The sequence below is a fragment of the Sphingobium sp. B12D2B genome (assembly GCF_025961775.1).
Taxonomy (GTDB): Bacteria; Pseudomonadota; Alphaproteobacteria; order Sphingomonadales; family Sphingomonadaceae; genus Sphingobium.
Genome location: NZ_JAOQOH010000001.1, coordinates 2,951,931 through 2,976,063, shown reverse-complemented (window position 1 = coordinate 2,976,063; position 24,133 = coordinate 2,951,931). Strand labels below are relative to the sequence as shown.

At 63.3% G+C, this 24,133-nt stretch carries 20 protein-coding genes; 9 read left to right on the top strand and 11 right to left on the bottom strand.

From position 1 onward, the window contains the following. Genes M2335_RS14060 through M2335_RS14040 form a run of 5 tightly spaced genes read right to left on the bottom strand, consistent with a single transcriptional unit; the run spans position 1 to position 6,212 of the window. The gene (locus tag M2335_RS14060; RefSeq protein ID WP_264572110.1) at positions 1 to 315 is read right to left on the bottom strand and encodes a cytochrome o ubiquinol/quinol oxidase subunit IV; all 315 of its coding nucleotides are present in this window, start codon (positions 313 to 315) and stop codon (positions 1 to 3) included. Continuing rightward, positions 312 to 938: a cytochrome c oxidase subunit 3 gene (locus M2335_RS14055; RefSeq protein ID WP_264572111.1), complete on the bottom strand. Its 627-nt coding sequence runs from the start codon at positions 936 to 938 to the stop codon at positions 312 to 314. The genes M2335_RS14060 and M2335_RS14055 overlap by 4 nt, the downstream gene beginning before the upstream one ends. After that, positions 935 to 3,004, bottom strand: coding sequence for a cbb3-type cytochrome c oxidase subunit I (locus M2335_RS14050; RefSeq protein WP_413716149.1), 2,070 nt, complete (start codon positions 3,002 to 3,004; stop codon positions 935 to 937). The genes M2335_RS14055 and M2335_RS14050 overlap by 4 nt, the downstream gene beginning before the upstream one ends. Before the next feature lie 11 nt (positions 3,005 to 3,015). After that, entirely contained in the window at positions 3,016 to 3,888 is an 873-nt protein-coding gene (locus tag M2335_RS14045; protein ID WP_264595083.1) for a ubiquinol oxidase subunit II, read from the bottom strand. Further along, positions 3,885 to 6,212, bottom strand: a complete 2,328-nt coding sequence (locus M2335_RS14040; protein ID WP_264595082.1) for an FdhF/YdeP family oxidoreductase — start codon at positions 6,210 to 6,212, stop codon at positions 3,885 to 3,887. The genes M2335_RS14045 and M2335_RS14040 overlap by 4 nt, the downstream gene beginning before the upstream one ends. A gap of 243 nt (positions 6,213 to 6,455) precedes the next feature. On the opposite strand from M2335_RS14040, the gene M2335_RS14035 reads away from it, so the two are divergent. The 3 genes from M2335_RS14035 to M2335_RS14025 all read left to right on the top strand — a co-directional run bounded on the left by M2335_RS14035 (position 6,456) and on the right by M2335_RS14025 (position 9,961). Further along, a complete protein-coding gene (locus tag M2335_RS14035) occupies positions 6,456 to 7,532 on the top strand; it encodes an alpha/beta hydrolase (protein ID WP_264595081.1) in 1,077 nt (358 codons plus the stop codon). A gap of 90 nt (positions 7,533 to 7,622) precedes the next feature. Further along, positions 7,623 to 8,972 (top strand): MFS transporter, encoded by a 1,350-nt coding sequence (locus M2335_RS14030; protein ID WP_264595080.1) that lies wholly within the window; start codon positions 7,623 to 7,625, stop codon positions 8,970 to 8,972. Next, complete coding sequence (locus M2335_RS14025; protein ID WP_264595079.1) at positions 8,969 to 9,961, top strand: amidohydrolase family protein; 993 nt, start codon at positions 8,969 to 8,971, stop codon at positions 9,959 to 9,961. The genes M2335_RS14030 and M2335_RS14025 overlap by 4 nt, the downstream gene beginning before the upstream one ends. A 93-nt stretch (positions 9,962 to 10,054) precedes the next feature. Here M2335_RS14025 and M2335_RS14020 read toward each other — a convergent pair whose 3' ends face one another. The 3 genes from M2335_RS14020 to M2335_RS14010 form a co-directional block, all read right to left on the bottom strand. Then, complete coding sequence (locus M2335_RS14020; RefSeq protein WP_264595078.1) at positions 10,055 to 10,783, bottom strand: SDR family oxidoreductase; 729 nt, start codon at positions 10,781 to 10,783, stop codon at positions 10,055 to 10,057. 28 nt (positions 10,784 to 10,811) lie between these two features. Then, positions 10,812 to 11,816 carry a Rieske 2Fe-2S domain-containing protein gene (locus M2335_RS14015; RefSeq protein ID WP_264595077.1) on the bottom strand — a complete coding sequence of 335 codons (1,005 nt, stop codon included), beginning with the start codon at positions 11,814 to 11,816 and terminating at the stop codon, positions 10,812 to 10,814. A 184-nt stretch (positions 11,817 to 12,000) separates the two neighbouring features. Further along, positions 12,001 to 12,849, bottom strand: coding sequence for a TetR/AcrR family transcriptional regulator (locus M2335_RS14010; protein ID WP_264595076.1), 849 nt, complete (start codon positions 12,847 to 12,849; stop codon positions 12,001 to 12,003). A gap of 56 nt (positions 12,850 to 12,905) precedes the next feature. Between M2335_RS14010 and M2335_RS14005 the strand changes: the two genes are divergently transcribed. From M2335_RS14005 to M2335_RS13995, 3 genes are read left to right on the top strand one after another with little or no spacing between them, the layout of a single operon-like run. Then, positions 12,906 to 14,672, top strand: a complete 1,767-nt coding sequence (locus tag M2335_RS14005; protein ID WP_264595075.1) for a CocE/NonD family hydrolase — start codon at positions 12,906 to 12,908, stop codon at positions 14,670 to 14,672. Then, positions 14,665 to 15,333: a 3,4-dihydroxy-2-butanone-4-phosphate synthase gene (gene ribB / locus M2335_RS14000; protein ID WP_319801200.1), complete on the top strand. Its 669-nt coding sequence runs from the start codon at positions 14,665 to 14,667 to the stop codon at positions 15,331 to 15,333. Before M2335_RS14005 ends, ribB begins: the two co-directional genes overlap by 8 nt. A gap of 13 nt (positions 15,334 to 15,346) precedes the next feature. Then, on the top strand, positions 15,347 to 15,853 hold the full coding sequence (locus tag M2335_RS13995; protein WP_264595074.1) for a flavin reductase family protein: 507 nt from the start codon (positions 15,347 to 15,349) through the stop codon (positions 15,851 to 15,853). Positions 15,854 to 16,030: 177 nt separating this feature from the next. Here M2335_RS13995 and M2335_RS13990 read toward each other — a convergent pair whose 3' ends face one another. Further along, positions 16,031 to 18,814: a TonB-dependent receptor domain-containing protein gene (locus M2335_RS13990; protein ID WP_264595073.1), complete on the bottom strand. Its 2,784-nt coding sequence runs from the start codon at positions 18,812 to 18,814 to the stop codon at positions 16,031 to 16,033. 482 nt (positions 18,815 to 19,296) lie between these two features. On the opposite strand from M2335_RS13990, the gene M2335_RS13985 reads away from it, so the two are divergent. Next, entirely contained in the window at positions 19,297 to 20,433 is a 1,137-nt protein-coding gene (locus tag M2335_RS13985) for an LLM class flavin-dependent oxidoreductase (RefSeq protein WP_264595072.1), read from the top strand. A 160-nt stretch (positions 20,434 to 20,593) separates the two neighbouring features. On the opposite strand, the gene M2335_RS13980 is transcribed toward M2335_RS13985, so the two are convergent. Both M2335_RS13980 and M2335_RS13975 read right to left on the bottom strand, forming a co-directional pair. Continuing rightward, entirely contained in the window at positions 20,594 to 21,304 is a 711-nt protein-coding gene (locus M2335_RS13980; RefSeq protein WP_264595071.1) for an anti-sigma factor family protein, read from the bottom strand. 28 nt (positions 21,305 to 21,332) lie between these two features. Then, positions 21,333 to 21,791 carry an RNA polymerase sigma factor gene (locus M2335_RS13975; RefSeq protein WP_264595423.1) on the bottom strand — a complete coding sequence of 153 codons (459 nt, stop codon included), beginning with the start codon at positions 21,789 to 21,791 and terminating at the stop codon, positions 21,333 to 21,335. Between the two features lie 115 nt (positions 21,792 to 21,906). Here M2335_RS13975 and M2335_RS13970 point away from each other — a divergent pair, with 115 nt between their 5' ends. After that, positions 21,907 to 23,235 carry a S8 family serine peptidase gene (locus M2335_RS13970; RefSeq protein ID WP_264595070.1) on the top strand — a complete coding sequence of 443 codons (1,329 nt, stop codon included), beginning with the start codon at positions 21,907 to 21,909 and terminating at the stop codon, positions 23,233 to 23,235. Between the two features lie 94 nt (positions 23,236 to 23,329). Continuing rightward, positions 23,330 to 24,025 (top strand): hypothetical protein, encoded by a 696-nt coding sequence (locus M2335_RS13965; protein ID WP_264595069.1) that lies wholly within the window; start codon positions 23,330 to 23,332, stop codon positions 24,023 to 24,025. Positions 24,026 to 24,133: the final 108 nt, after the last annotated feature.

The following is a 24,133-nucleotide window of genomic DNA, read 5'->3' as shown; positions in this document are numbered from 1 at the left end:
TCACATCATCCGCATCCGCAGGTTGAACAGGATCACCAGCGTGCCGCCGACCATGAGCGCGATGATCAGGCTGGAGAAGAGGATGAGCTGGAGGTCGTCACGCGTCGAGCGCTTGAGGCCGATGTGGAGGAAGCAGCGAAACTGCACGACAATCTGGATGAGCGCCAAGGCCAGCACGAGCGCATAGGTGGCGGTGCTGCCGAGCACCGGCCAGCGCACGAGCGCAAAGGCGACGCTGGTCAGCAAGAGTGCGGCGGCATAGCCCAGCACATAGCCGCGTGTCTCGCGGCGAGGGTCGTCTCGGCGTTCGCTCATGGGATCAGCCCCGGTAGATAGACGGTCGAGAAGATCGCGATCCAGATGATGTCGAGGAAGTGCCAGAACAGGCCGAGGCGCAGAAGGTTGATCTTCACGCGCGCATCAAGGCCGATGATCCGCAACTGCGCCATCATCACGACCATCCACAGGCTGCCGGCGAGCACATGCAGGCCGTGCAGCGGCACCAGCGCGAAAAAGGCCGAGAGGAAGCCGCTGCGCATGGGCGTGGCGCCATGGGCGATCATGCCGGCAAAATCGTGCAGTTCCAGCCCCAGGAAGAGCAGCCCCAAGGCAAGTGTCAGCCCCAGCCAGGTCTGGATGCTCGCCTGCGCCGCCCCATGCTTCATCGCGATCGAGGCCAGGCCGTAGGTGATGCTGCTGGTGAGCAGGACCAGCGTTTCCAGAAAGGTCGGGCCGATCTTATATTCGCTCGCGGGGGTCGGGCCGCCGGCGGTCGCGGGGAGCATGACGCCATAAGTGGCGAAGAGCAGCGCGAAGATCACCGCGTCGCTCATCAGGAACGCCCAGAAGCCGAACAGGGCCGAGCCCGCCGCCTCATGGGCTTGCGCGTCGGTGCTGCCTAGATTGAGGCCGGGGTGTTTTGTCTCACCGGCTGTCATGGGTGCACCTCGGCCAGGCCCGCATTCGCGGGGGCCGTCTCCATCTCGCGGGGGATGGGCCGCGCCCGCGCCACCGCGTCGAGCCAGGCCCGCTCCGTCCGTTCGACCGCGCTGGCCGGGATCAGCCGGTGCGTGTCGCGGGCGAAGCTGCGCGCGATCACCGTCGCTATGACCGCAAGCAGGCCAAGGATCGCCAGCCACCACATATGCCAAACGAGAGCAAAGCCGGCTGCCGTGCTGGCAATCCCGATGATCGGCGCGACGGCGCTGTTTTTCGGCATCTCGATGTCTTCATAACGGGCCGGCGGGGCATAAGGCGCACCCTTGCGCTTGGCGTCGAAGAACCAATGACGCTGGTCGACCTGCGGCAGCCGGGCAAAATTATACTCCGGCGGCGGCGCCGCGATCGACCATTCGAGCGCCCGCCCATCCCAGGGATCGCCTGCGAAGACGCGGGTGGCGGCGCGCTTGCGCAGGCTCACCCAGAGCTGGACGAAGAGCGCCACGAAGCCGCAGAACAGCACGAGCGCGCCGACTTCCGCCGCATAGAGCCAGGGCCGGTAGGCGGTCTCCATCACCGCCGGGGTGCGGCGCGCCATGCCTGCAGCGCCCAGCACGTAGAGCGGCATGAAGGCGAGATAGAAGCCGATCACCCAGCAGGCGCAGGATATCTTGCCCCACCGCTCATCGAGCCGAAAGCCGAACGCCTTGGGGAACCAGAAGGTATAGGCGGCGAGCAGGCCGTAGAGCGTACCCGGGATCAGCATATTGTGGAAATGCGCCACGAGGAACAGCATGTTGTGCACGATGTAATCGAGCGGCGGGAAGGCGAGGATGATGCCGGTGAGCCCTCCGAGCACGAAGGTCATCATGAAGGCGAGCGCATAGCACATGGGCGTGGTGAAGCGCACTTCGCCGCGGAACATCGTCCAGATCCAGTTGTAGATCTTGACCCCCGTCGGCACGCCGATCGCCATCGTCGCGATGCCGAACACGGCGTTCAGGCTCGGGCTCTGCCCCATGGTGAAGAAATGATGCAGCCAGACGGTGAAGGAGAGCACCGCGATCGCCATCGTCGCGATCACCAGCGAGTTATAGCCGTACAGCTCCTTTGAGGAGAAGGTGGAGACCACTTCGGAATAAATACCGAAGGCTGGCAGGATGACGATGTAGACCTCTGGATGGCCGAACATCCAGAACAGGTTGGCATAATGCATCATGTTGCCGCCAAGGGCGTTGGTGAAGAAGTGGAAGTCCAGATAGCGGTCGAGCGCCAGCAGCGCCGTCGCGACCGTCAGCGGCGGCATCGCGAAGATCATCAATATGGCGGTGCACAAGCTGGTCCAGGCGAACAGCGGCATCCGCATCAATGTCATTCCCGGACAGCGCATCTTATAGATGGTGACGGCGATGTTGATGCCGGCCAGGGTGGAGGCAACCGAGCCCAAAGTAACGGCCCAGATCCAGTAATCCGGCCCGACGCCGGGATTGAAGCCGATCTCCGTGAACGGCGGATAGCCGCTCCAGCCGCCGGTGGAGAAGCGGCCGATCACCAGTGAGGCCATCATCAGCCCCGCGCCGGCTGCAGTGAGCCAGAGGCCGATGGCGTTGAGCAGCGGATAAGCGACATCGCGCGCGCCGATCTGCAGCGGCACCAGATAGTTGATCAGCCCGGTGAGGAAGGGCATCGCCATGAAGAAGATCATGATCGAGCCATGGGTGCTGAACAGCTCGGCAAAATGCTCGGGCGCAACCAGGCCGGGATTGCCGATTGCCACCGCCTGCTGCAGCCGCATCAAATTGGCCTCGATCAGCGCGCGCGCCAGCATGACCAGGGCGATCGCGACGTACATGATCCCGATCTTCTTGTGATCGAGGCTGGTGAGCCATTCCGTCCACAGCCAGCGCCAGCGGCCGAGGCGGGTGATCAGCACGACCACGAAGAGCGCACCGGCCACCACCATGGCACCGGCTCCGGCGGCGATCAGTTCATTGGCGTTGGGGTTTCCCCAGGCACGCACGAAGGGCAGCGCATCCCAGCGGAACCGCCCCAGCAGCGCCGGCATAAGCGGCACGCTCAATGGGCCTGCCCCTGTGTGCTCGCCATCATCAGATGCTCGAACAGGCCCGGCGGGACGGATGAGAACAAGGCAGGTTGCGGGGCGATGGAGCGGGCGGTGATCGCCGCCAGCGCCTTGTCGTCGAGCGGCCTGCGGACGGCGCGCACCTGCCCCAGCCAGCGGCGATAGTCGGCCGGCGGCAGCGCCACGACGTCGAACTTCTGGTTCTGAAAGCCTTTCCCGTTGAACTGCGTGTTCTGGCCGCGGAAGACGCCGGCCCGACTGGCGGCCAGATGCAACTGCGTGCGCATGCCGGCCATGGCGTAGATCTGCCCGGCAAGCTGCGGGATCAGTAGCGACTGCATGACCGTCCCGCTGGTCAAGCTGAGATGGACGGGCCGGCCGACGGGGATGGCCAGCCGATTGACAGTCGCGATGCCCTCCTCGGGGTAGATGAAGAGCCATTTCCAATCGAGCGCCACCACCTGCACCTCCAGGGGCGGCTGGCTGGACGCGAGCGAGCGGTATGGGTCGAGCCGGTGCGTCGCATTCCACAGGAGGACGCCGAGCCCGATGACGATGGCGGTCGGCGGGATCCAGATGAGCAGCTCGAGCGGCCAGGAAAATCCCCAATTGGGCCGATAGGCGTCATCCCGGTTGGAGAGGCGATAGTGCCAGGCGAAGAGGGGGACGAGGATGAAAACGGGCCCCGCTACGAAGATGAGCACGATGGCAAGCTGAAGAAAAAGGTGCCACTGGTCCGCCGCCACAGGTCCGGCATGGTTGACCACGCCGAGCTTCAGTGCCTCGCATCCGCCGAGCAGCAGCGGCAGGCCGAGCAGCGCGACGCCCGGGCGAACCGCCCGAGCGCCTTCGCCACTGCGCTTCATCCCGCCTGTCCCCCTCCGGTGGCCGACTGCGCCACGATCCGCACCGGCACGCCCTTGGCGGCCGGCGTCTTGGAGGCTTTGTCATGATACCAGAGCGGGATGAGCGGGTTCATCTCCGGATAATAAGCGCCGACGCAGCCCTCCGGCAGGTCGAAGGGGGTCACGGTGAGCCCACCCACCTGCCGGTCCACGCCATCGTCCGCATCGCTGGCGAGGCCCACGACCTGCCCGGCCTCAAGGCCCGCTGCCTCAATGTCGCGCGGGCTCATCAGCAGCACGTCGCGCGTACCTTCGATTCCGCGCAGGCGATCCGAGAAGCCGTAGATCGTCGTGTTGAACTGATCGTTCGAGCGCATGGTGATGAGGCGGTAGCGGCCCGCCTTATCGGGCACGCCCATGGCGGTGAGGCTCGTCGGCGTCGTGAACTCGGCCTTGCCGCTCTCCGTCTGCCAGATCCTCTCGCGGGCCTTATTGCCCTTGAAGAAGCCGCCCGGCGTGAACAAGCGCTGGTTGAAGTCGGCGAATTTGTCCGGATAGGTCGCCTCGATGAGGTCGCGCACCTGGCCGTAATGGCCGACCCAGTCATCCCATTTGACGGCTGGCCGCGCAGGCAGCGTCGCCTTGGCCATGCCGGCCACAATGGCGAGTTCGGAGAGAAGATGCTCGCTCGCCGGCTTGCGCTTGCCGACCGAGCCGTGGATCATCGAGAGGGAATCCTCCATCGTCACGGTCTGCGGTCCGCCGGCCTGCATGTCCTCCTCCGAGCGGCCGAGGCATGGCAGGAGATAGGCGACGTCGCCGTTAATCAGATGGCTGCGGTTGAGCTTGGTGGCGATCTGGACGGTGAGCCGCATCTTGGTCCACGCGGCCTCCATCTTCTCCCGCTCCGGGATGGCGCGGACGAAATTGCCGCCCAGGCCGATGAAGGCGCGAATGCTGCCATCGATGATGCCCTCGCAGGCCTCGACGGTGTTGACGCCCTTCTCGGTCGGCGGATCGAAGCCGAACAGCTCTTTCAGCCGATCAAGCGGCACGAGTTCGGGCTTCTCGGAAATGCCGACGGTCCGCTGGCCCTGCACGTTCGAATGGCCGCGCACGGGAGAGATGCCCGCCCCCTCGACGCCGATATGGCCGCGCAGAAGCAGCAGGTTGACCAGCATGCCGATGGTCTGGGAACCATGGACATGCTGGGTCACGCCCATGCCATAGATGCCGATGACTTTCTTGGCGTCGCAATAGATCTGCCCGGCCGTTTCGAGATGAGACCGGCTGAGGCCGGACTCCTGTTCGATCTCAGCCCATGAGGTCGCGCGCACCTTCTCCACCATCGCGTCGAACCCATGCGTGTGCTGCGCGATGAAGTCCGTATCCAGCAAATGCTGCTTTTGCTCGGCCCATTGGCGGTCTTCTTCCGCGAGGACATGCTTGATCATCCCCATGATCGCGGCGATGTCTCCGCCCGGCTTCACCTGATAATAGAGGCAGGAAATCTCGGTCCGCTTCTGCGTCACCATCTGAACGGGGTTCTGCGGATCGACGAACTCGATCAACCCCTTCTCGCGGACGGGATTGAAGGTCACGATCTTGCAGCCGCGCTCCACCGCAGACTTGAGCGTATGGAGAAAGCGCGGGCTGTTGGTGCCGGTATTCTGGCCGAAGAAGAAGATCGCGTCGCAATGGTCGAAATCTCTCAGCTGACAGGTGCCGACCGGCGATCCGGTCACCTTCTTCAGGCCGACCGAGGTCGTCTCATGGCACATGTTGGAGCTGTCGGGCAGATTGTTGTGGCCATAGAGCCGCGCGAACAGGGCATAGAGATAAGAGGTCTCCAGGCTGGCGCGGCCTGAGGCGTAGAAGACGGTGGACTTGGGATCGAGCGCCTTGAGTTCAGCACCGATGCCCGCGAAGGCCTCGTCCCAGCTGACCGGCACATAGCGATCGCTGGCCCGGTCATAACGCATGGGATGGGTGAGCCGGCCGGTCTGCTCGAGGTCATAGTCCTGCCACGCCTGCAATTCGGTTACTGTGTGCTTGGCGAAGAAGTCCGGTGTGCAGCTGCGCGTGGTCAGCTCCCACAGCGTCGCCTTGGCGCCATTTTCGCAGAATTCGGCCGGGTGGGGATGCTCCGGCTTGGTCCAGGCGCAGGAGACGCACATGAAGCCGCCGGGCTTGTTCTGGCGCCGCAATGTCTCCAGCGCCATGGGCGTCGCCCACTCCTTGCCGAAGATGCGCGCGACGCCGCTCAGCGAACCAAAGCCGCCGGAGGGGCCGCCGTAATGGACCGTGTCCTCGTCCTGCGTCGTGGGGTCATCTTCATGCGCCATCGTGCCCGCTCCCGTGCCATTTGCAGCATAACGCTTCGGACCGGCGAGCGATCCGATCTGTTTGGGGAAAGTCGGGAGGGCGGCGTATTCAGCGATGGGTGGGGCACGGCTGCTGCGCTGAAAGCGCACAAGCAGGTTTGCTTGCCATTATTTATAGAGTATTATAATATAAAGGTTGAGAGAGTGGCGTCTGTGCTGGAGCATGAAGCTCACCTTCCAGATGCCAACTCTTTGGAGAGGTTGATGACTCGCAATCACATGTTTCCCGGCCAGATCGCGCGGTGCCTCCTCGTCGCGGTACTCGTCATTACGGGACCGTCCGCGTCGCTCGCGAGGGACGCGGGGCCGCCGCCGCTGATGATCGAGCGACAAGGCTCCTTCGCAGCCGGAGGAACACGGGTCGGGGACCCAGCCGTCAAGTCCACTGTCTGTGATCACGGCTATGTGGAGTACCAAATCCCGGCGAATGCGGGCCCTACTGGACTCTTCTTTTGGCATAGCTCCAGCGTCGCCGCCTGGAAAAACCGGTGGGACGGCGGGGAAGGTTTCGACAGCATCTTTCTGCGACGGCATTTCCCGGTCTATCTCTGGGATGGCCCCCGCGTCGGCCGCGCGAATCTGCCCTGTGAAACGGTGGAGTCAGCCCCGCGCTTGGGATCTGACCAGGAGACCTTCACGGCCTGGAGGTTTGGCCCAAGCTATATGAAGTGGCACCCCGGCGTGCAGTTCCCGACCGCGGACGCCCGCGCGTGGGAGCAGGCCAGCCGGGCCCGTTATGCCGAATATGACACGGTGGAGAACGTCGCCTTGCAGGCGCATGCCGCAGCCGCCGCACTCGAGCGGAGCGGTCCGGTGGTCATGGTCACGAATTCGGCGGGCGGCCTCCGGGCTCTCCTCACGGCGATTGAGAGCGACCGCGTGAAGGCGATCGTCGCCTACGAAAATGTCGGCTTCGTTCTACCGGAGAGCGAGAATGACGGTTCGCCCCCTGGCCCCTACGGCCCAGTCTACGTGCCGCTCGAGACATTCAAGAAACTGACAAAGATCCCCATGCAATTTGTCTGGGGAGACAATCTGTCGCAACCGCGCGGTCCGCAACTCGCGCTGCCGCTGAACCGGCGGTTCGTAAAGCTCATCAATCAATATGGGGGCAAGGCGGAAATTCTCGAGCTTGCCAGTGCGGGTCTCAAGGGCAACACGCACCTCCCCTTTGCCGATCTCAATAATGTCGCCGTGGCAGATTTGCTGCAGAATTTCCTGGCGAAGCACAAGCTCGCGGCGCCGGCGGGCGAAGTGTCGCATACCCGACCAAATAATTAAATTTATATAGAATATATTGCCCGTGTCGATTTGTGATGTTAGCTGATTGGCGAGCGCTCTGCGATATGTGGAGCGCCGGAGGGGATCTGCATGGCTGTTCAGTCGATTGATACCATTCTCGAGCGCCCAACGATGGGTCGCTACCGCTGGACCATCTATCTCCTGTGCGGCATCCTCATGGCCCTGGAAGGATATGACGCCTATATCGTTGCGAACCTCGCGGCCGTCATCGCCCGCGACCTCGATATACCCATTCCGTCCATGGCCTATGTGTTCTCGGCGCAGGCAGCCGGTATGGCCTTGGGCTTCTACACCATCCCTGTCCTGGCCGATCGCATCGGCCGCCGGAATATCATCCTGGTCGGTGCCACTTTCTTCGGGCTGCTGACGCTCCTGTCGACCGCTGTCCAGACGCTCGAAATGTTCACCCTTGTGCGCTTTCTCGCCTTCGCAGCCATGGGCGGAACGATGCCGAATATTGTCGCGCTGGCGACCGAGTTCATGCCGGAGAACCGGCGCGGCAAGTTGCTCACCTGGCTTTACATCGGGCACGGCCTGGGCGCGTCTGTGGCCGGGCTTGTCGGCCCAAGTTTCGTTCATTTTCACTCATGGCAGTCCGCCTTATGGGGCGGGGGCATCGCACTTCTCTTGCTGGTGCCCTACCTTTATGTTCGTTTGCCGGAGAGCTGCCGGTATCTGATGACGCGCAATCCCCGGGATCCGCGCGTCGCCCAGATCCTCGGAAAAATCGCGCCCGACCTGCAACTCGCGCCCGACACCATCTTCGTGTCCAATGAGGAACGTAATGAGGGCTCGCCGGTGATCGGCCTGTTCAGAAGCGGTCGCGCACCCATGACGTTGCTCCTCTGGGTCGCCATGGGAAGCACGCTGTGCGTGGTGGCAACACTGACCTCTTGGCTCCCGAGCTTCCTTCATCTTCTTGGAGGCGTTGAGACAGGGGCCGCCGCGCGGATGTCGTCGGTGTCTGCGTTCGGCGCTATCGCTGGGCCGATTCTGCTGACCCTGCTCATGCAGCGCCTTGGTCTTGCTCCGTCACTGGCGCTCATGTCGCTGCTGGGATTTGCCGCAATGACCTGCTTCCACTTCGTGAGTGGCTTTCATGCGCTGGGCTGGTTCCTGGGCTTCGCTTATGGCTTCTTCGTCATCGCCGTCCAGGCGGGCCTGAATTCCCTTGTTGCCTCAAGCTATCCCACCTCCATGCGGTCGACAGGTATCGGGTGGGCCGGGGGGATCGGGCGGGTAACCTCCATGATCGGTCCCGCCGTTGGCGGCGTGATGCTTGCTGCACAGGTCCCAGGCTTGTGGATCTATATGATCGTCGCCTCGCCGCTTCTGCTCACGGCCATTGCCATGATCCTTTTCCACGTCATCGTGTCGGGGCCGGCCTTGTTGGCTCGTACGGCAAAGGGCGTGCGATGAGCGCCCCCGGCCGCTCCGCCGTCCTCTCGCGCAGGGCGCTGCTGGGAGCTGTTCCGCCGCTCCTCGTCGCAGGGCCGGCGCTGGCACGAACGCGGCTGCAGCCATCGCAGCCCGATGCAACGGCGGGCATGATCGATGCCCATATCCATTTCTTCTCTGCCGATTTTGCGCACTATCCGGTCGACATGCGCAACGCCCGTGAGCCGGAAGAGGTGATGCGCGCACGCGTCCTCAATGCGCCTGTTACGCCCGAGAAGATGCTCCCCCTCTGGGAAAAGATGGGCATCAGGGCCGGCATCGGGGTGCAGTATAGCGGCGCCTATAAGACCGATAACACCTATCTTCTCGACGTCGCGCAGGCCCATTGGGACCGCATCCGCACGGAGATCATCCTGAATCCTGCGCAGGCGCAAAGTCGCAGCGTGCTTCAGGCGCTCCTGCCGACGAAGCACGTTTCGGCTATTCGCCTGACCGGCTTTGTCGATGGGGACGGGGATTTGCCCTGGCTGAAGTCTCCGGGCGCGCAGGCATTGTGGCAGATGGCACAGGCTGAAAAGCTCCCGCTCTGCATCACCTACCTGCGGATGGACCCACGGTCGGCAGCCCTCCGGACGGTGCGCGAGCTGGCCGACCGCTACCCGGATTGTCAGGTCGTCCTCGAACATTTGGGTTGGACTGGAGGCACAGGCAGCCAGGACGGTCTGCTTCCTGACCACATGGCCCTGAAGGATCACGAGACGATCGCCTTCAAGTGGACCAGCCTGAATGTCGACGCGCTTGCGGGCGCAGGCATCGACACGGCGAATTTCCTTCGTACCGCAGTAGACGTGTTCGGGGCGTCGCGCCTCATGTGGGGGTCCGATTACGGAAACACCACGAGGCCTTATGCCGGCATTGTTGCCGATGGGATCGATGCGACGCGCCTTCTCAGCGCGGCGGAGCGAGCAGCAGTGCTTGGCGAAACCGCGCGGCGCGTCTTCCGGATTTAGGCCTCACTGCCATTCTTATGCGCGATGCGACCCGGTGCGTGCCAGGTCAACGGGGCGGCACTTCGCCTCTTCGCGGGGAGGGGAAGCGCGCCATTACCATGGCACTGGACCACCCTCACCAAAAAGTCCGCCGGTTGGCCCGTCTGCGTCCAGGAGAGCAAGTGAGATGGCGACTTTCGCCCCCGCCACCGGCGATTGGCCTTTGCCGCCAGAAAGTTCCGTGGCGCAAAGGCCCGGATTGGCCGCGTTGATCTTGATCGGCGTCCCGGCAAGTTCGTTCGCGAATTGCACGGTCACGGCATTGAGGGCCGTCTTGGAGCTGTTGTAGGCGAGGAGGCGACTGAACGCCATCGGCCCATCCGGCCCGCGGGTCAGCGCAAGGGAGCCAAGGCCCGTCGACATGTTGACGATGCGGCCACGATCCGATTGGCGGAGGAGCGGCAGCATCGCCTGGATGACCGCCACCACGCCGAAGACATTGGTTTCATACACCCTGCGCATTTCGTCGAGGTCGGCGGTGCTTGGCAGGCTGTGCTTGTCCAGGGAAATGCCGGCATTGTTGACCAGGACGTCGAGCCGCCTGAAGCGGTCTGCTAGCACCGCAGCCGCAGCCTGAACCGATGCGCGATCGGTCACGTCGATGATCACATAATGGGCATCCAGGCCCTGATCGCACAGGGCCTCGGCAGCCTTCTGCCCGCTTGCAGGGTCGCGGGCGCCGATCACCACCCGCATGCCGTGCTCTGCCAGGCCTCTGGCAATCTCGAACCCGATGCCCCGGGTTGCCCCGGTCACAAGCGCAACCCGTCCAGCCTCAGTCATTCCTCATCCCTTTTTACGGATCGGTCCCTCAGACGTCGAAGGGCGCGGAGCGGGGATATTTCTCGAGATACTGGAGAAACTGGCCGAAATATTTGTCGGCCCTCAGGAGCGCGCTTTTGCCATAGCCCCGGAAACGGAGCTTGAAGAGGATCGGCTCATCCTCCGCATATAGCTTGTGCATATAGGCGATGCGGTTATCCAACTCTTCCTGCGCGGCCTGGTGGCCCATCTTCTCCGCATCGGACCGACGCATGGCGACGACGAAGAACGCGTCGGACCAGCCGGGCGCAACCTGCGAACTCCCGGCCATGAACAAGCGCTCGCTGCCATTGGGAAACTGCATATGCGCGGTAAGCCAGGTCGCGCCCCACAGCTGCGTATCGGCGATCCGCGTCACGGATTCCTGCCGGACGGTAATGAGATAGTCCTCGAACACCACGCTCACCGGGTTTGGGTCGGGGATGCCGTGCACGGTGGACAGATGCTGGAAGTCCACCAGATTCGAAGAGCCAATCCACCCTTCGATCTCTCGCTGCCCTCTGTGAAACGCACGGTAGACCAGCTCGTCTTCCCTAAGGTTCGGCATCTCGGGAAGGGGATAGAGCGGCTCTTCTCCGTTGAATGCCCAGATCATGCCCCAGCGCTCGGCAGCGGGATAATTGTAGATCCTCGCGGCGCCGGGAATAATCGTCTCGCCTGGAATTTCAGCGCATCGGCCATCGGCAGCGAACTTCCAGTGATGATAGGGGCAGCGCACCTTGCCATCGACGATTTCCCCGCCGGACAGGTCGGCGCCGACATGGGGGCAGTAGGCGCTCTGCACGACAGGCTCACCCTGCTCGTTGCGGTAGACGATGATGCGCGTCCCGAGAAAATCCTTCCCGACGATCTTTCCCTGTACCAGCTCCGAGGCCAGCATGATCGGATTCCAGTTCTTGAGATAGGTGCCGTCAGGGACCCGGCCATATTCCTGGCCGGCAAAAGGGCGCTGGCGTGAGGCATTCGCTTGCTCATCGACCGTCGTAACAGACATCACAATCCTCCTGGTTTTGGGCTCCCTATCACGCGCAAAATGAGAAGAAAAGTTTTTTATAGGATACTATAAATATGTACCACCCCGGCCGTCGTGCGGATGTTCATGCTCAGGACGAGCGGCATCGCTCGCTCCCACTGGTGGAACGTCGTCGAACACCGATGAAGTAATGCTGCCGTGAGGCTCAGCCCCTGCGGGCGGGCTCGAGCGCAATTCCACTCAGCATGAGCTGATAGACGAAGGCCTTATATTCTGCCGCCACGTCGGAATGAGGGGCGCCGCCTGCTGCCAAATTGCCTTGCTCGACGAAGCGGGATGCGTGCTGATATTGCTCGCACAGCCCCATGATCGCGAAAAATGTGAAATAGGGATCGACCTTCCGCAACGACCCTTCCGCCACGCCCTTGTCGATGATGTCGCGATAGATATCGAGCGTCTTCCCCACCCACAAAGCGATCAGCTCAGCCGCGAGCGGATCGGTCTCGTCGGCGATAATCTCGGTCATGAGTCGGTGATAGAAAGGATTAACGAAAAAGAAGTCGACCATCGTGTCGATTCTGATTTTTATCCGCTCGACGGCCGGCAGGGATCCCGCTTCGGTCTGGGCGAGGCCGTCGCCCAAAGAGACGGCCAGGGTTCGCGCGACGTCGACCAGCAGCCGGGTTCGGTCGGTGAAATAATATTTGAAAAGGGTGAGGTGTACCCCGGCATTGCGTGCCGCCATGGACAGGGACAGCTTTTCGGGCGGCACATGGCGCAGGAGTTCGACAGTCTTGTCGATCAACAGCTTCTTGCCGATACCACGCTGCCCGGATGGACGGCCGATCGAGCGCTTTTTGGCCGGTCGCGCGCCCTTCGTTTCGGCACCCTCGCTGCTGTTTTGGCTCTCCGCCTTCTTCCGGCCCATCTTAACCACCCTGGAAAGGGCATCGGATTTATCCGACACCTTGAAAACTCTGCCTGCGCATAACCGGCTTGCACGCCAGCCAGTTAGTCCGGCCGACATCCCGCGATACGGGGCGTTCATAGCCATAGCCGGTCCCCTTGTCATTTTCTACGGACGCGCAGTTTACGCGAAAGGCCGGCAGGATGGGAACGGCGGCCTACATCACGCCCGGAATAAATTCTAATCGTATTGAAATTAATCCCGGCCCCGGTTATGAGGCGCAAGCCAATTGGTCAGTGGAGAGCGAGAGGATGGGCGATTATCGGGAAAGACTGAGGCGGCCGCCCAACACGCCGCAATTTCGTGGAGGGCGCCCCCGCCAGCACGAGCTTTCCTTCCGCGATCGCATCCGCATCGAGCGGGACATTGCGGTGCCGACCCGGGAAGGCAAGCCGCTCTGGATCGACCTCTTTCTGCCAGCGGACCTGACGGGGCCGATCCCTGTTCTGGTCGCCTGGACCCCCTATGGCAAGCACGACCCGGCGCCGCTTGCGACGCTCTATCCGACATCCGGCGTGAAGGCAGAGTGGCAGTCGGACCTCACCATTTTCGAGGCCCCGGATCCCGTCTACTGGACCGGCCAGGGCTATGCGGTGATTACGGCCGACATCCCCGGAACTTGGTACGCGGAAACCGCAGCAAGCTATTTCTCGCGCAAGGAAGGCGAAGCTCATTATGATCTCATCGAATGGGCCGGCACGCAGCCATGGAGCAACGGGCGCGTAGGTCTGTCAGGCGTATCCTACCTCTCGTCGTCGCAGTGGAACGTGGCCGCACTTAACCCGCCGCATCTGGCGGCTATCAATCCTTGGGAGGGCTGGTCGGACACTTTCAATGAGATCGTGCGCCACGGGGGCATCCCAGAGACGCATTTCTGGCCGCACATCCAGGTGCGTTGGGGCGCCTCGGATACCATGGTGGAGGATCTCTGGGCGTTTACCGCCGAGCATCCGTTCTTCGACGAGTACTGGCAATCGAAGGTGCCTGATTTCGGCCGGATCGACGTCCCGGCCTATGTGGTCGCGAGCTGGAGCGACCACGGCGTGCATACGCGCGGCACCCTCGAAGGCTTCAAGAAAATCGCATCTTCGCGCAAGTGGCTCGAGGTTCATGGCGGCAAGAAATGGGGCTATTATTACGAACCTGCGTCCATCGCGCGCCAGACAGCGTTCTTCGACCATGTTCTGAAGGGCGTATCGAACGACATGGGCGCCTGGCCGCCGATCAGGCTGCACGTGCGCGACAAGGCTGGCTCGGCAATCATGAAGCAGTCAGAGCAATGGCCCGTGGAGAACACCCAATACCGTCGGTTGTATCTCGACGCAGCGACCGGACACATGAGCGGCAAGCCAGTCGCCGCCGAAGCAATCCGGAGCTATGATCCGCTCGATGACGCGGCAGAGGCGACGTTCGACTATCGGTTCGAGGAAGACTGTGCGCTCGTCGGGCATATGAAGCTCAAGCTCATAGTCTCCACCGAAGACGCCGATGACATGGACGTATTTGTCGCGGTCGAAAAGGTCGAAGATGGCGAGAAGGTAGGCTTCATCCACTGGGCTGTGTTCGAGGACGGCGCTGCCGCCTATGGCTGGTTGCGCCTCTCGCGGCGTGAATTGGACGCCGAACGCTCGACCGAATTTCAGCCCGTGCTCACCAACACCTCTGAGTGGAAGGTCACGCCGGGAGAGATTGTCGAAGCGCAGATCGAGATCCTGCCCTCCGGCACGCTCTTCAGGGCCGGCGACGTGCTGCGGATCAGGATCAAGGGGCGGGACATTTACCAGTATCCCAAGCCGATGCTCTACATGCGGCACGAAGACACGGTCAATCGCGGCATGCACCACATCCACACCGGGGGCGAGCATGACTCCCACCTGCTGATCCCTGTCGTGGCCCTGCGCGATGCTTGAGGCAGAATATCCACGTCCGGTCGTGGACGGACCGCTGTCCCCGCTCTCGCCCATCCATGAACTGGTTGGCGCGCTTCGGGCGGGCAGGCCTATCATCCTCGTGGATTCGGAAGACCGAGAGAATGAAGGTGATCTCGTTATTGCAGCCGAATTCGCAACGGCTGCGGAAATCAACTTCATGGCCCGTTATGGCCGCGGCTTGATTTGCCTCGCCCTCACTGCGGCTCGCGCGGAGGATCTGGCTCTGCAGCCAATGGTCGCAACAAACAACGCGCCGCATGGCACGGCTTTCACGGTGTCGATCGAAGCTGCCGAGGGCGTGACGACCGGCATCTCGGCCCATGACCGCGCGCGGACCATCGCCGCGGCCATCGACGACAAGTGCGGGCCGCCCGACCTCGTCTCGCCAGGCCATATCTTTCCGCTCGTCGCGCAGCCCGGTGGCGTCCTCACGCGACCTGGTCACACAGAGGCAGCGGTCGACATGGCAAGGCTGGCCGGCCTGAAGCCCGCAGGCGTGATCTGCGAGATCCTCAACGATGATGGCACAATGGCGCGTCTGCCCGACCTCATCCGCTTCGCCGATCGGCACGGGCTCTGCATTGGCTCAATCGAAGACCTTATCATCCACCGCCGCCAGACAGAGCGTCAGGCAGCGTGACGGAGCAAATGACATGACCGAACTCTCCCCCGTGGCCATCAGCTTGCGCGAGGGGCTGCGGCGTCTCGCCAAAGCCGTCGTCGTGATCACCTGTCGCTATAATGGCGCGCGCTACGCGATGGCCGCGACCGCGGTGAGCGAACTCAGCATGGATCCCCCATCGCTGCTCATCTGCGTCAATCGCTCGGCGAGCTTGTACCTGCCGCTCTCTGAAGGCGCCGACTTCTGCGTGAATATTCTGCACAGCGACCATGCCGACATATCGGCAGCGTGCGCCGGCAAAGCGCGCGGAGAAGAAAGGTTCGCCACGGGCAAGTGGGGCACGGCTGCAGATGGCTGTCCCCGGTTGGAAGATGCGCAGGCGAGCTTTTTCTGTCGCTACGAGCAGGCTCTGGACTATGGCACGCATCACATTGTGATCGGCCGTGTCGAAGAAGTGTTCCTCACTGATGAGGTCAGCCCGCTGGTGTACGCGAACGGTTCCTACGTCAGCCTGGGCGCCCCTATCACTGCCGGATGATCGTTTTTACCGCGTGAGAGGAGGAGGTCTGGAAAGGCGGGTCCATGCACCGCTGAACCGGCCAACGGAACGGGGCGCCATGGCGGTGACGAGCGGTTTGCCTCGTCAGGGCATTTGAAGCAGCAGAGACTTCCGTGGAACGGGCCAGCGCGCTCGCCGCCCTGGCCCGCCCAATCATCAGAAGCGAACCTTCGCGCCCACCTCGAACACGCGTCCGATCTTGTCGTAGAGCTGGCCATTCACCGGCTGGCTCTGCGTTGCATAGGGACTGGATGGAGGATCCTTGTCGAGGAGATTGGAGACGCTGGCGGACAGCTCGAAATTGCCCACCACGCGGATCGTCGAGAACAGATTGACGTAAGCGGCCGCCGGGATGTCATTCTCATTGATGGTCAGCGCAGGGATCGTGTCGAACTGGTTATCGTTCTTGCCCTTGCTGATGTACAAGAGCTGCGCTGACAGCGAGACCGCATCGGTGCTGAATGTCTGCGTGAGATTTCCCCGGAAGCGTGGCTGTGAACCGAGGCTGCCCATCCCGTTCTCGCCCGACCGGTCGATGCCATTGATGTAGGACCGCAAGGCGTAGGTTCCGGTGAAACGCGTGCTCATGGACACGCCGCCGCCAAGACTGGCTTGGTAAGAGAGCGCCATGTCCAGTCCGCTCGTCTTGAACTGCGAAATATTCTGGACAGGCGCGACAAGGCGCGTCGGCGTTGCGCCGCTGAAGGTGATGTAGCTGCACGCCTGGGCATCGCCCGCCGAGCAGGCATTGCCGATATTGGCGGCCGTGATCGAGTCGATCGCATCCTTGAGGTCGATGAGATAATAGTCGAGCGACATGCGCAGCCCGGGCAGGGTCGCGGGTTGCACGACGACGCCTAGGGTAAGCGTGTCGGCCTTCTCAGGCCTCAGATCGGGATTCCCCACCGTGCGGTTCTGCGGAATGACGGCCGTGACCCCGTTCACCGTCAAAGGAACGTTCACGAAAGAACCGGGCGAGAACAGTTCGTAGATCGCCGCTGCACGGATGTCCTTCGAGCGTGTCACGCGAAAACGCAGCCCCTGGATGGGCTCGTATACGCCACCCACCTTCCAGGTCGTCTGGCCCCCGGCCGTGCTGTAATCGGCATAGCGAATGGCGCCATTGAGATCGAGATTGCGCGCGAAAGACAGGTCCCTGGCGAGCGGCACGATTGCCTCGACATAGCCTTCCTTGACATTGAACTTGCCGGAGAAGGGCGCGACATTGCCGATCGCAAACCGACCGGCTGTCGCGAGCGGACCGGCCGTCAAAACCTGCGACTCTTGGCGATACTCACCACCAAAGGCGACGGCGACAGGCGCAGCCCAGGTGGAGAACGGCTCGCCGCGCATGTTGATGCTCGCGGCGTGCTGCTTGTAGATCACCTCGTGATAATCGGAGCGGTTCACATAAGCGAGCGCGGCCGGCGTTTGGGTGCTGACGGCATTCGGCCCGAAGATGTTGACTGGAACACAGCCAGCGGCGAGGGGATTGGCAGGCTGCCCGGCGAGGGTCGACCGGCAGACGATCCCGCCGCCCGGAGCCGCGACAGCATCCACTGCCAGATTCCAGAAGGCGGGTGAGAAGTTATTGCTGAAGTCGCTGCGGAACTGGTTTTCGCCATAGGAATAATGGGCATCATAGTGCCACGAATTGCCGAGGTCGCCCTCGACGCCAATCGTGCCGTGCGGCGTCTTGTTCTTTACCCGGAAATTGATGTTCCCGACATCATAGACACCCTTGGCGACGGTGATGCTGGTCAGCCCCTGCGCAGCCATGGCATTCTTGACCGCTTGCGGCAGGAAGGCATTGTCGTCGCGGATCGTAAAGGACGCAAAGTTCGGCAGGCCGCCGGTGAACAGGCCTAGCGTCTCTGAATAGCCCCCGGACAGGGTGATATTAAGAGCAGGCGAGACTTCGAAACTGCTGAGGGCGTGAACGACAAAGCGCTCGATGCCGGGGATCAGGCTCGACCCCTTGGACCGGCTAAGACCCTCGCCGCCAATCTGATTGGTGCCGTCATCGACACTGCCGACCTGATAGGGCCGGATGGTGCCATCATCATTGAAGGTATAGTTGCGCAGGCTGAAGTTGGCAGGGCCGATGATGCGGCCGCCGATGCTGTTGGAATTGCGCACGCCGTCGGCCACGATATTGGCGGGCAAGCCATTGGTCAGATAGGCTCTGTTGGTGACGATCATCTCTTCGCGGCGTCCCCAATCGCGGCGATAAATGTCCTGAATCTCGTCACTGCGGGCTTTCTCGACCGCCACGACGATGTTCCCTCGGCCGTCCCCGAACGACAAGCCTCCCACGGCGCCGAGCTTGTAGCGGAAATTGTCGCCTTGCTGCGAAATGCCGGTCTGGGCGGACAGCTCGATGCCGGTCATCTTCTTCTTGAGAAGAATGTTGACCACGCCTGCAACAGCATCCGATCCATATTGTGCGGACGCGCCGCCCGTGACGACTTCGACCCTTTCAATCATGTTCGTTGGAATGACGTTGAGGTCCGTCGCGACGGGTGATCCGGTCGTGACCGAAGATGCCTGGGGCACAACCCGTGACCCATCGACGAGCACGAGGGTCCGCTGCCCGCCAAGCCCCCGAAGATCCGCCGTCGCCTGCCCCGGGCTCGCGAAGTTGTTCGCGTTTCCGCCGACCGAGCGCGTGGCCTTGAAAGCCGGCTCCTGCTGCAGCACTTCAGCAATGCTGATCGGCGACTGCTGATCGACGATATCGGCGCCGATGACTGACACGGCCGATGGTGCAGAAAAACCGGCCGCGGCGGCGCGAGATCCGGTTACGATGATGTCGGTGCTACTGGCGCTTTCCGGCGCGCTGGCTTGTGTGCTGGCCTGAGGAAGAGCCGCCATGCCATCGGGCTGGCCGCCTTCCGACGCATTCGCAGCGATCGGTAGGCTCAGGACAATGCTGGTCACGAGTGCGGTGGTTGCCTTCCATGTTCCGCGCGGTGGCGTGAAAGCGGCAACTTTCCTGAGTGTCTTCATAATCCTCCCTCCAGTCAGCTTCGGCAGCATATGGCGCGCCGAGTTTTTTTGGTCTCTTGACGTCGTCCAGCCCTGGTTGGGCTTGGCGAGAAACGCCATCCTCCTAACCGATCATTGGGGCCGAAACAACTTATTTATAGATATATATAAAAACCGATGTGAAGCTATGGGCGCTGGCGAAGGGTGCCGTTTTTGCATCATCTGCCAACTTCCCTTCACTCGGGATATGACACGGAAAAGAGGGTATATTAAGGCCTATATCCCACGTGCGATGAGCCGTTTTTCCCGCGCTCGGTTCGCTCGCTGTCTGAGCGGTCAGGCTTCGCGAGTCTCACGAAATAATAATTTCTATTGTGTTTTAATTATTGCGTTGATAGTCGGGCCGTGACGATAAGATTTGCGGGAGAAAACCCATGTATGAGAGGCGCAACGTTCGTGCAGGCGTATTCCTGCCCCCACATCACGGCAACGATGAGGACGTAGCGCTCTGCATGCGTCGGGATTTCGAGCTTGTGGACTGGCTGGAGCATCTCGGTTTCGCCGAATTGTGGATGGGCGAGCATCATTCCGGTGGCATGCAAATATATGGCTCGCCAGAGCTGTTCATCGCGGCTGCGGCGGAACGGACCTCGAGGATCAAGCTCGGCGCCGGGGTGATCTCGGTGCCCTATCATCACCCCTACATGATTGCGGATCGCATCCTGCAGCTCGATCATCAGACACGCGGTCGGGCCATGTTCGGCTTTGGTCCCGGCATGCTGGTGTCCGATGCGCACATGTTGAACATCAAGCCGGAGCAGCAGCGCGAGAGGCTGGTCGAAGGCTTGGATGTGATCGTCCGGTTGCTGGATGGCGAAGTCGTTGATCACGATAGCGACTGGTTCTCGCTGCGGGAGGCGAGCCTCCAAATGGCGCCTTATAGCTTCCGTCGTCCCGAAATGGCGGTCGTGACCTCCAAGACGCCGATCGGATCGCGCCTGGCAGGCAAATACGGTCTAGGCATCCTCACTCATGGCGGCGGCGATGTTGCCGCGGCATGGAAGCTGGCGGAAGAAGCCGGCAGCGCCCACGGCAATCAACTCAATCGCGATAATCTGCGTGTCGTGGTTTCCTTCCACTTGGCCGAGAGCCGCGCGGATGCCGCTGCGGCCATGCGTTTCGGGCTCGAGCCGTGGCTGGCCTATCTGGAAGCACTCAACCCGAAAAGCTATGCGGATACGCGCGCCAAGGCTGGATCCGATCCGGAGCGCATCATCGCGGCGCGTGGCGGGTTGATCGGCACGCCAGACGATGCCGTCGAATATCTTGAAGCCCTGTGGGAAAAGACGGGTGGCTTCGGTTATGTTACGATGACCGGGACCAACTGGATGGATTTCGAAGCGACCAAGCGGTCTTATGAGCTCATGATGCGCTACGTCATGCCACGGTTTAATCGGGCCAATGCCCAACGGGAACGGTCCTTCAACTGGGTCCACGAGAGACGCGATGAATTCAGCGGTGCCAACCAGGCCGCCATTGCCAAGGCTGTATCAGAGGGCGGGAAAAGCTGAGCCGGCAATATGGGGCAACTCGCGGGGTGGGCCGGTCGGTGAGTGTGCGTCCCAGGTAAAGTGGGACGGCGCCGCCTAAGAGTCAGGCCATCAATGGTGGCACCTCGGGCCGATTGGCGCAGCAAGACCACCCTTTTATCCACCGGCCTGCGCTGCAGCATTACTTCTTCCACCCTTTCGCCATGGCCTGCTTTTCGGCCGTCGCATCCAGCGGATCGCCGCTGATCTGGGCGTCCACATAGGCCATGATGGCGGCATCGCCGCTGGTCGCCATGCGATAGCTTCCTTCGGTCTGGCGCGGATGGCTGACCAGCGCGCGGACGGCCCAGCCGTCCTGGTCCCGACAGGCGACGCCGGCGGTACTGGCGGTATCGAAGCTGCGGCAAATGTCGCCTTTGCCATCCTTGAAGGTGAGGCGCACCCTGACCGGTGCGGCGGCGCCATCGGCATCCCCGGCGCTGGCAAGCTGGGTGTCGAGTGCCTGCGTCAGCTCTGCGCTTGCGACCAGCCCGTCCTGAGCGGTCGCGCCGTCCTTTGGCAGCATCTGCGCCCCGACGAACCCCGCGACCAGTGCCGCCGCGACGGCCGCCCATTGCGGCAGGCCAAAGCCCGCACGGCTTGTGCGCCGGGCGCGCGCATCAGCCAAGCTCTGCACGGTTCCTTCGCTCGTTGAGATTGCGGCCATGCCGGCCGGCACTGGGGCAGCGGCGACCGGATCGAACGCTGCGCGCAGGCCCGCCTGCAACCGGCGCTGCGCTTCCAGCTTCTCGCCCAGCGCGGGATTGGCGGCGACGAGTGCGGCGACGCGCTTGGCCTCGTCCTCGGGCAGTTCGCCATCGAGCCAGGCATAGAGCGTTTCGTCATCGATCATGGGGCCGATCCTTGGGTCCGTCATCTGCTCATCCTTCGCCCACAAGCGCCAGCAGCGCATTGCGTCCACGCACCAGCCGGCTCGACAGCGTGCCGACGGGTATCTTCAATATCTCCGCGGCCTCCCGATAGCCGCAGCCTTCGATCAGCACGAGCGCGACAGCCTCGCGCTGGTCGTCCGGCAGCCGGGTCATCGCTGCCATCATCCGGTCGAGGTCCAGCCGGGCTTCGAGGCCGGGCCGGGGGTCCTCGCCCACCTGCTCGCCGGCTTCCTCCGGCAGCAGGCGCGCGGCCTCACGGTTTCGTGCGCGCGCCGTATCGATCCAGGCGTTGCGCGTGATCCGGTAGAGCCAGGAATCGAGGCGTGTGCCGGCCTGCCACTGGTTACGGGACCGCAAGGCGCGCTCCACGGCGATCTGCGCCAGATCGTCCGCGTCGGCGGCGCTGTGCGACAGCCCATGTGCGAACCGGCGCAGGCGCGGCAACATGGCAGTGAGGCCTTCCTCGAACCCGTCCAAGCCAATTCCTTTCAGCTCTTGTGGATGAAACGACGCGGCACGAGCGTTTCATCCAAAGCTTGAGAAAAAATGATAAGGACCGACCATGGCGCGACAATCAACCGCAATTCTCCTGATCGCCGCTCTGCTCGGCGCAAGTGCGCAGGCGCAGCTTCTACCGGGCAATATTGGCCAGCTTCCCAGCCAACTTCCCAGTCAACTTCCTGGCCAGATTGCCGGCGGCGTGGTCGATCCGCTCTTGCGTGATGCGCCCGCCACCATCGGCGGCGCGGTGGACACGCTCAGCGTCCGCGCGGCCGATACGCTGGACCGGGTGTCCTTGCGCGATTTGCGCCGCGCCCGGCTCGATGCGCTGATCCGCGCCAACCGCGATGTGCTGGAGGCGGATGCCGACGGCCAGCCGGTGCGGCGGGGCGAGATCATCGCGCTTGATGCGTCCCCGGATCTGCTCGCGCGCCTCAAGGCGGCGGGCTTCGAGACATTGCGGACGGAGACGATGGCGGAACTGGGCCTGCGCACCCATGTGCTCGGCGTGCCGCGCGGCGAGACGGCGCGCAAGGCACTGGAGCGCGCCCGCAAGCTCGCGCCGGAGGGCGTGTTCGATCTCAACCATGTCTTCGAGCCTGCCGGCGGCGCGCTGGAGGCGGCGGACGGCGCAGCAGCAGCCGGCGAGAGCGGGGCCGCCAGCGATGCGCCCATCGGCATGATCGACGGTGGCGTCGCGACCCATCCTGCGCTGGCTGGGGCATCGATCCGCCAACGCGGCTTTGCGGCGGGCGGGCCCAAGGGCAGCGGCCATGGCACGGCCATCGCCTCGCTGCTGGTCGGCCGGGACGGCGCCTTCAAGGGCGCGGCCACGGGGCGGGTATTGCTGGCGGCGGATGTCTATGGCGGCAATCCCGCTGCCGGATCGGCTGAGCTGATCGCGCAGGCGCTGGGCTGGCTGGTCAAGAGTGGCGCGCCGGTCATCACTGTTTCGCTGGTTGGCCCGCCCAATCAGTTGCTGGCCCGCGCCGTGGCGCTGGCGCAGCAACGCGGCGTGACGATCGTCGCGGCGGTGGGCAATGACGGGCCTGCCGCGCCGCCCATGTATCCGGCCTCCTATCCCAGCGTGATCGCGGTCACCGGTGTCGATGGCCGGGACCGGGCGCTGATCGAGGCGGGGCGCGCCAGGCATCTGGACTTCGCCGCGCCCGGCGCTGACATGGTCGCTGCGCTGCCCGGCAAGGGCTATGGCAAAGTGCGCGGCACATCCTTTGCCGCGCCGCTCGTTGCGGCACGACTGGCCGCCGCGCAGGGCGCACCTGCGCGCCGCGTCACCACGGTCGCCAGCGAAGCGGTGAAGGGCAAGGGCAATGTCGGGCGCGGCATCGTGTGCAAAGCCTGTCGCACGGTGACCGCGACCGCCCGGTAAAATTTTTCCGGCGGGTCGGGATGAAGTCCCATCCGGCCATCGTTCTCCTTCCGACGGGCCAGAAGAGAGGCCCGCATCTTGAAGGAGATGACATATGAACCGGATTTTGATCACCACGTTCGCCGCTGCCGCCATTTTCGCGATGCCCGCGCAGGCGCAGCTCCTTGGTAATGCCGGCGGGTCGCTGGGCGGCACGCTTGGTGGCACGCTGGGCGGTGCCGGCAATCTTGGCGGGACGCTCGGCACGGTCGGCTCTGCCTCACAGAGCGTCACTGGCACCCTGTCCGGCTCGGGTCGGGCCGACACCAGCCGCTCGGTCGATACGCGCTCGGGTTCGGCCAGCGCCAATGCGGGTCTGGCCGGCACGGTCGCTGGCACCGTTGAAGGTGCGACGTCCGCGACTGGTCCGGCCGGCTCCGTGACCGGTGGCGGTGCGCTGGGCACCAGCCAGAGCATTGACAAGAGCGTCGGCGTCTCGGCGCAGGGCGTCGGTACCGATGCGGTTCGCAGCACGGCAGGAGAGGTCGTCGGGACCGCCCGAGGCACCGTGCAGGGCACGGCCGAGACGGCGCGGGGCACCGCTCGCGGCACAGTGGAGACCGCGCGCGGCACGGCCCGCGGTGCGGCTCAAACGGCGCGCGGTACCGTTCGTGGAACGGCCAATGCTGCTCGCAACGCGGCCGGTCAGGTGCGCGATACCGCCGGCTCGGTGGATGCCAGCGGCGCCGTGAGCGGCTCGGTCCAGGGTTCGGGCACGGCCGGCCAGTCTGCCAGCACCGGCGACGAGTAAGCCTCCCTCGCACCGTCGCCGTAGAACGGCGCTGTGTGGGACAGACCGTTCGGAATGCCCCGGCTTCGATGAGAGGCCGGGGCATTTCTCATGCTCGAGAGATGGCGC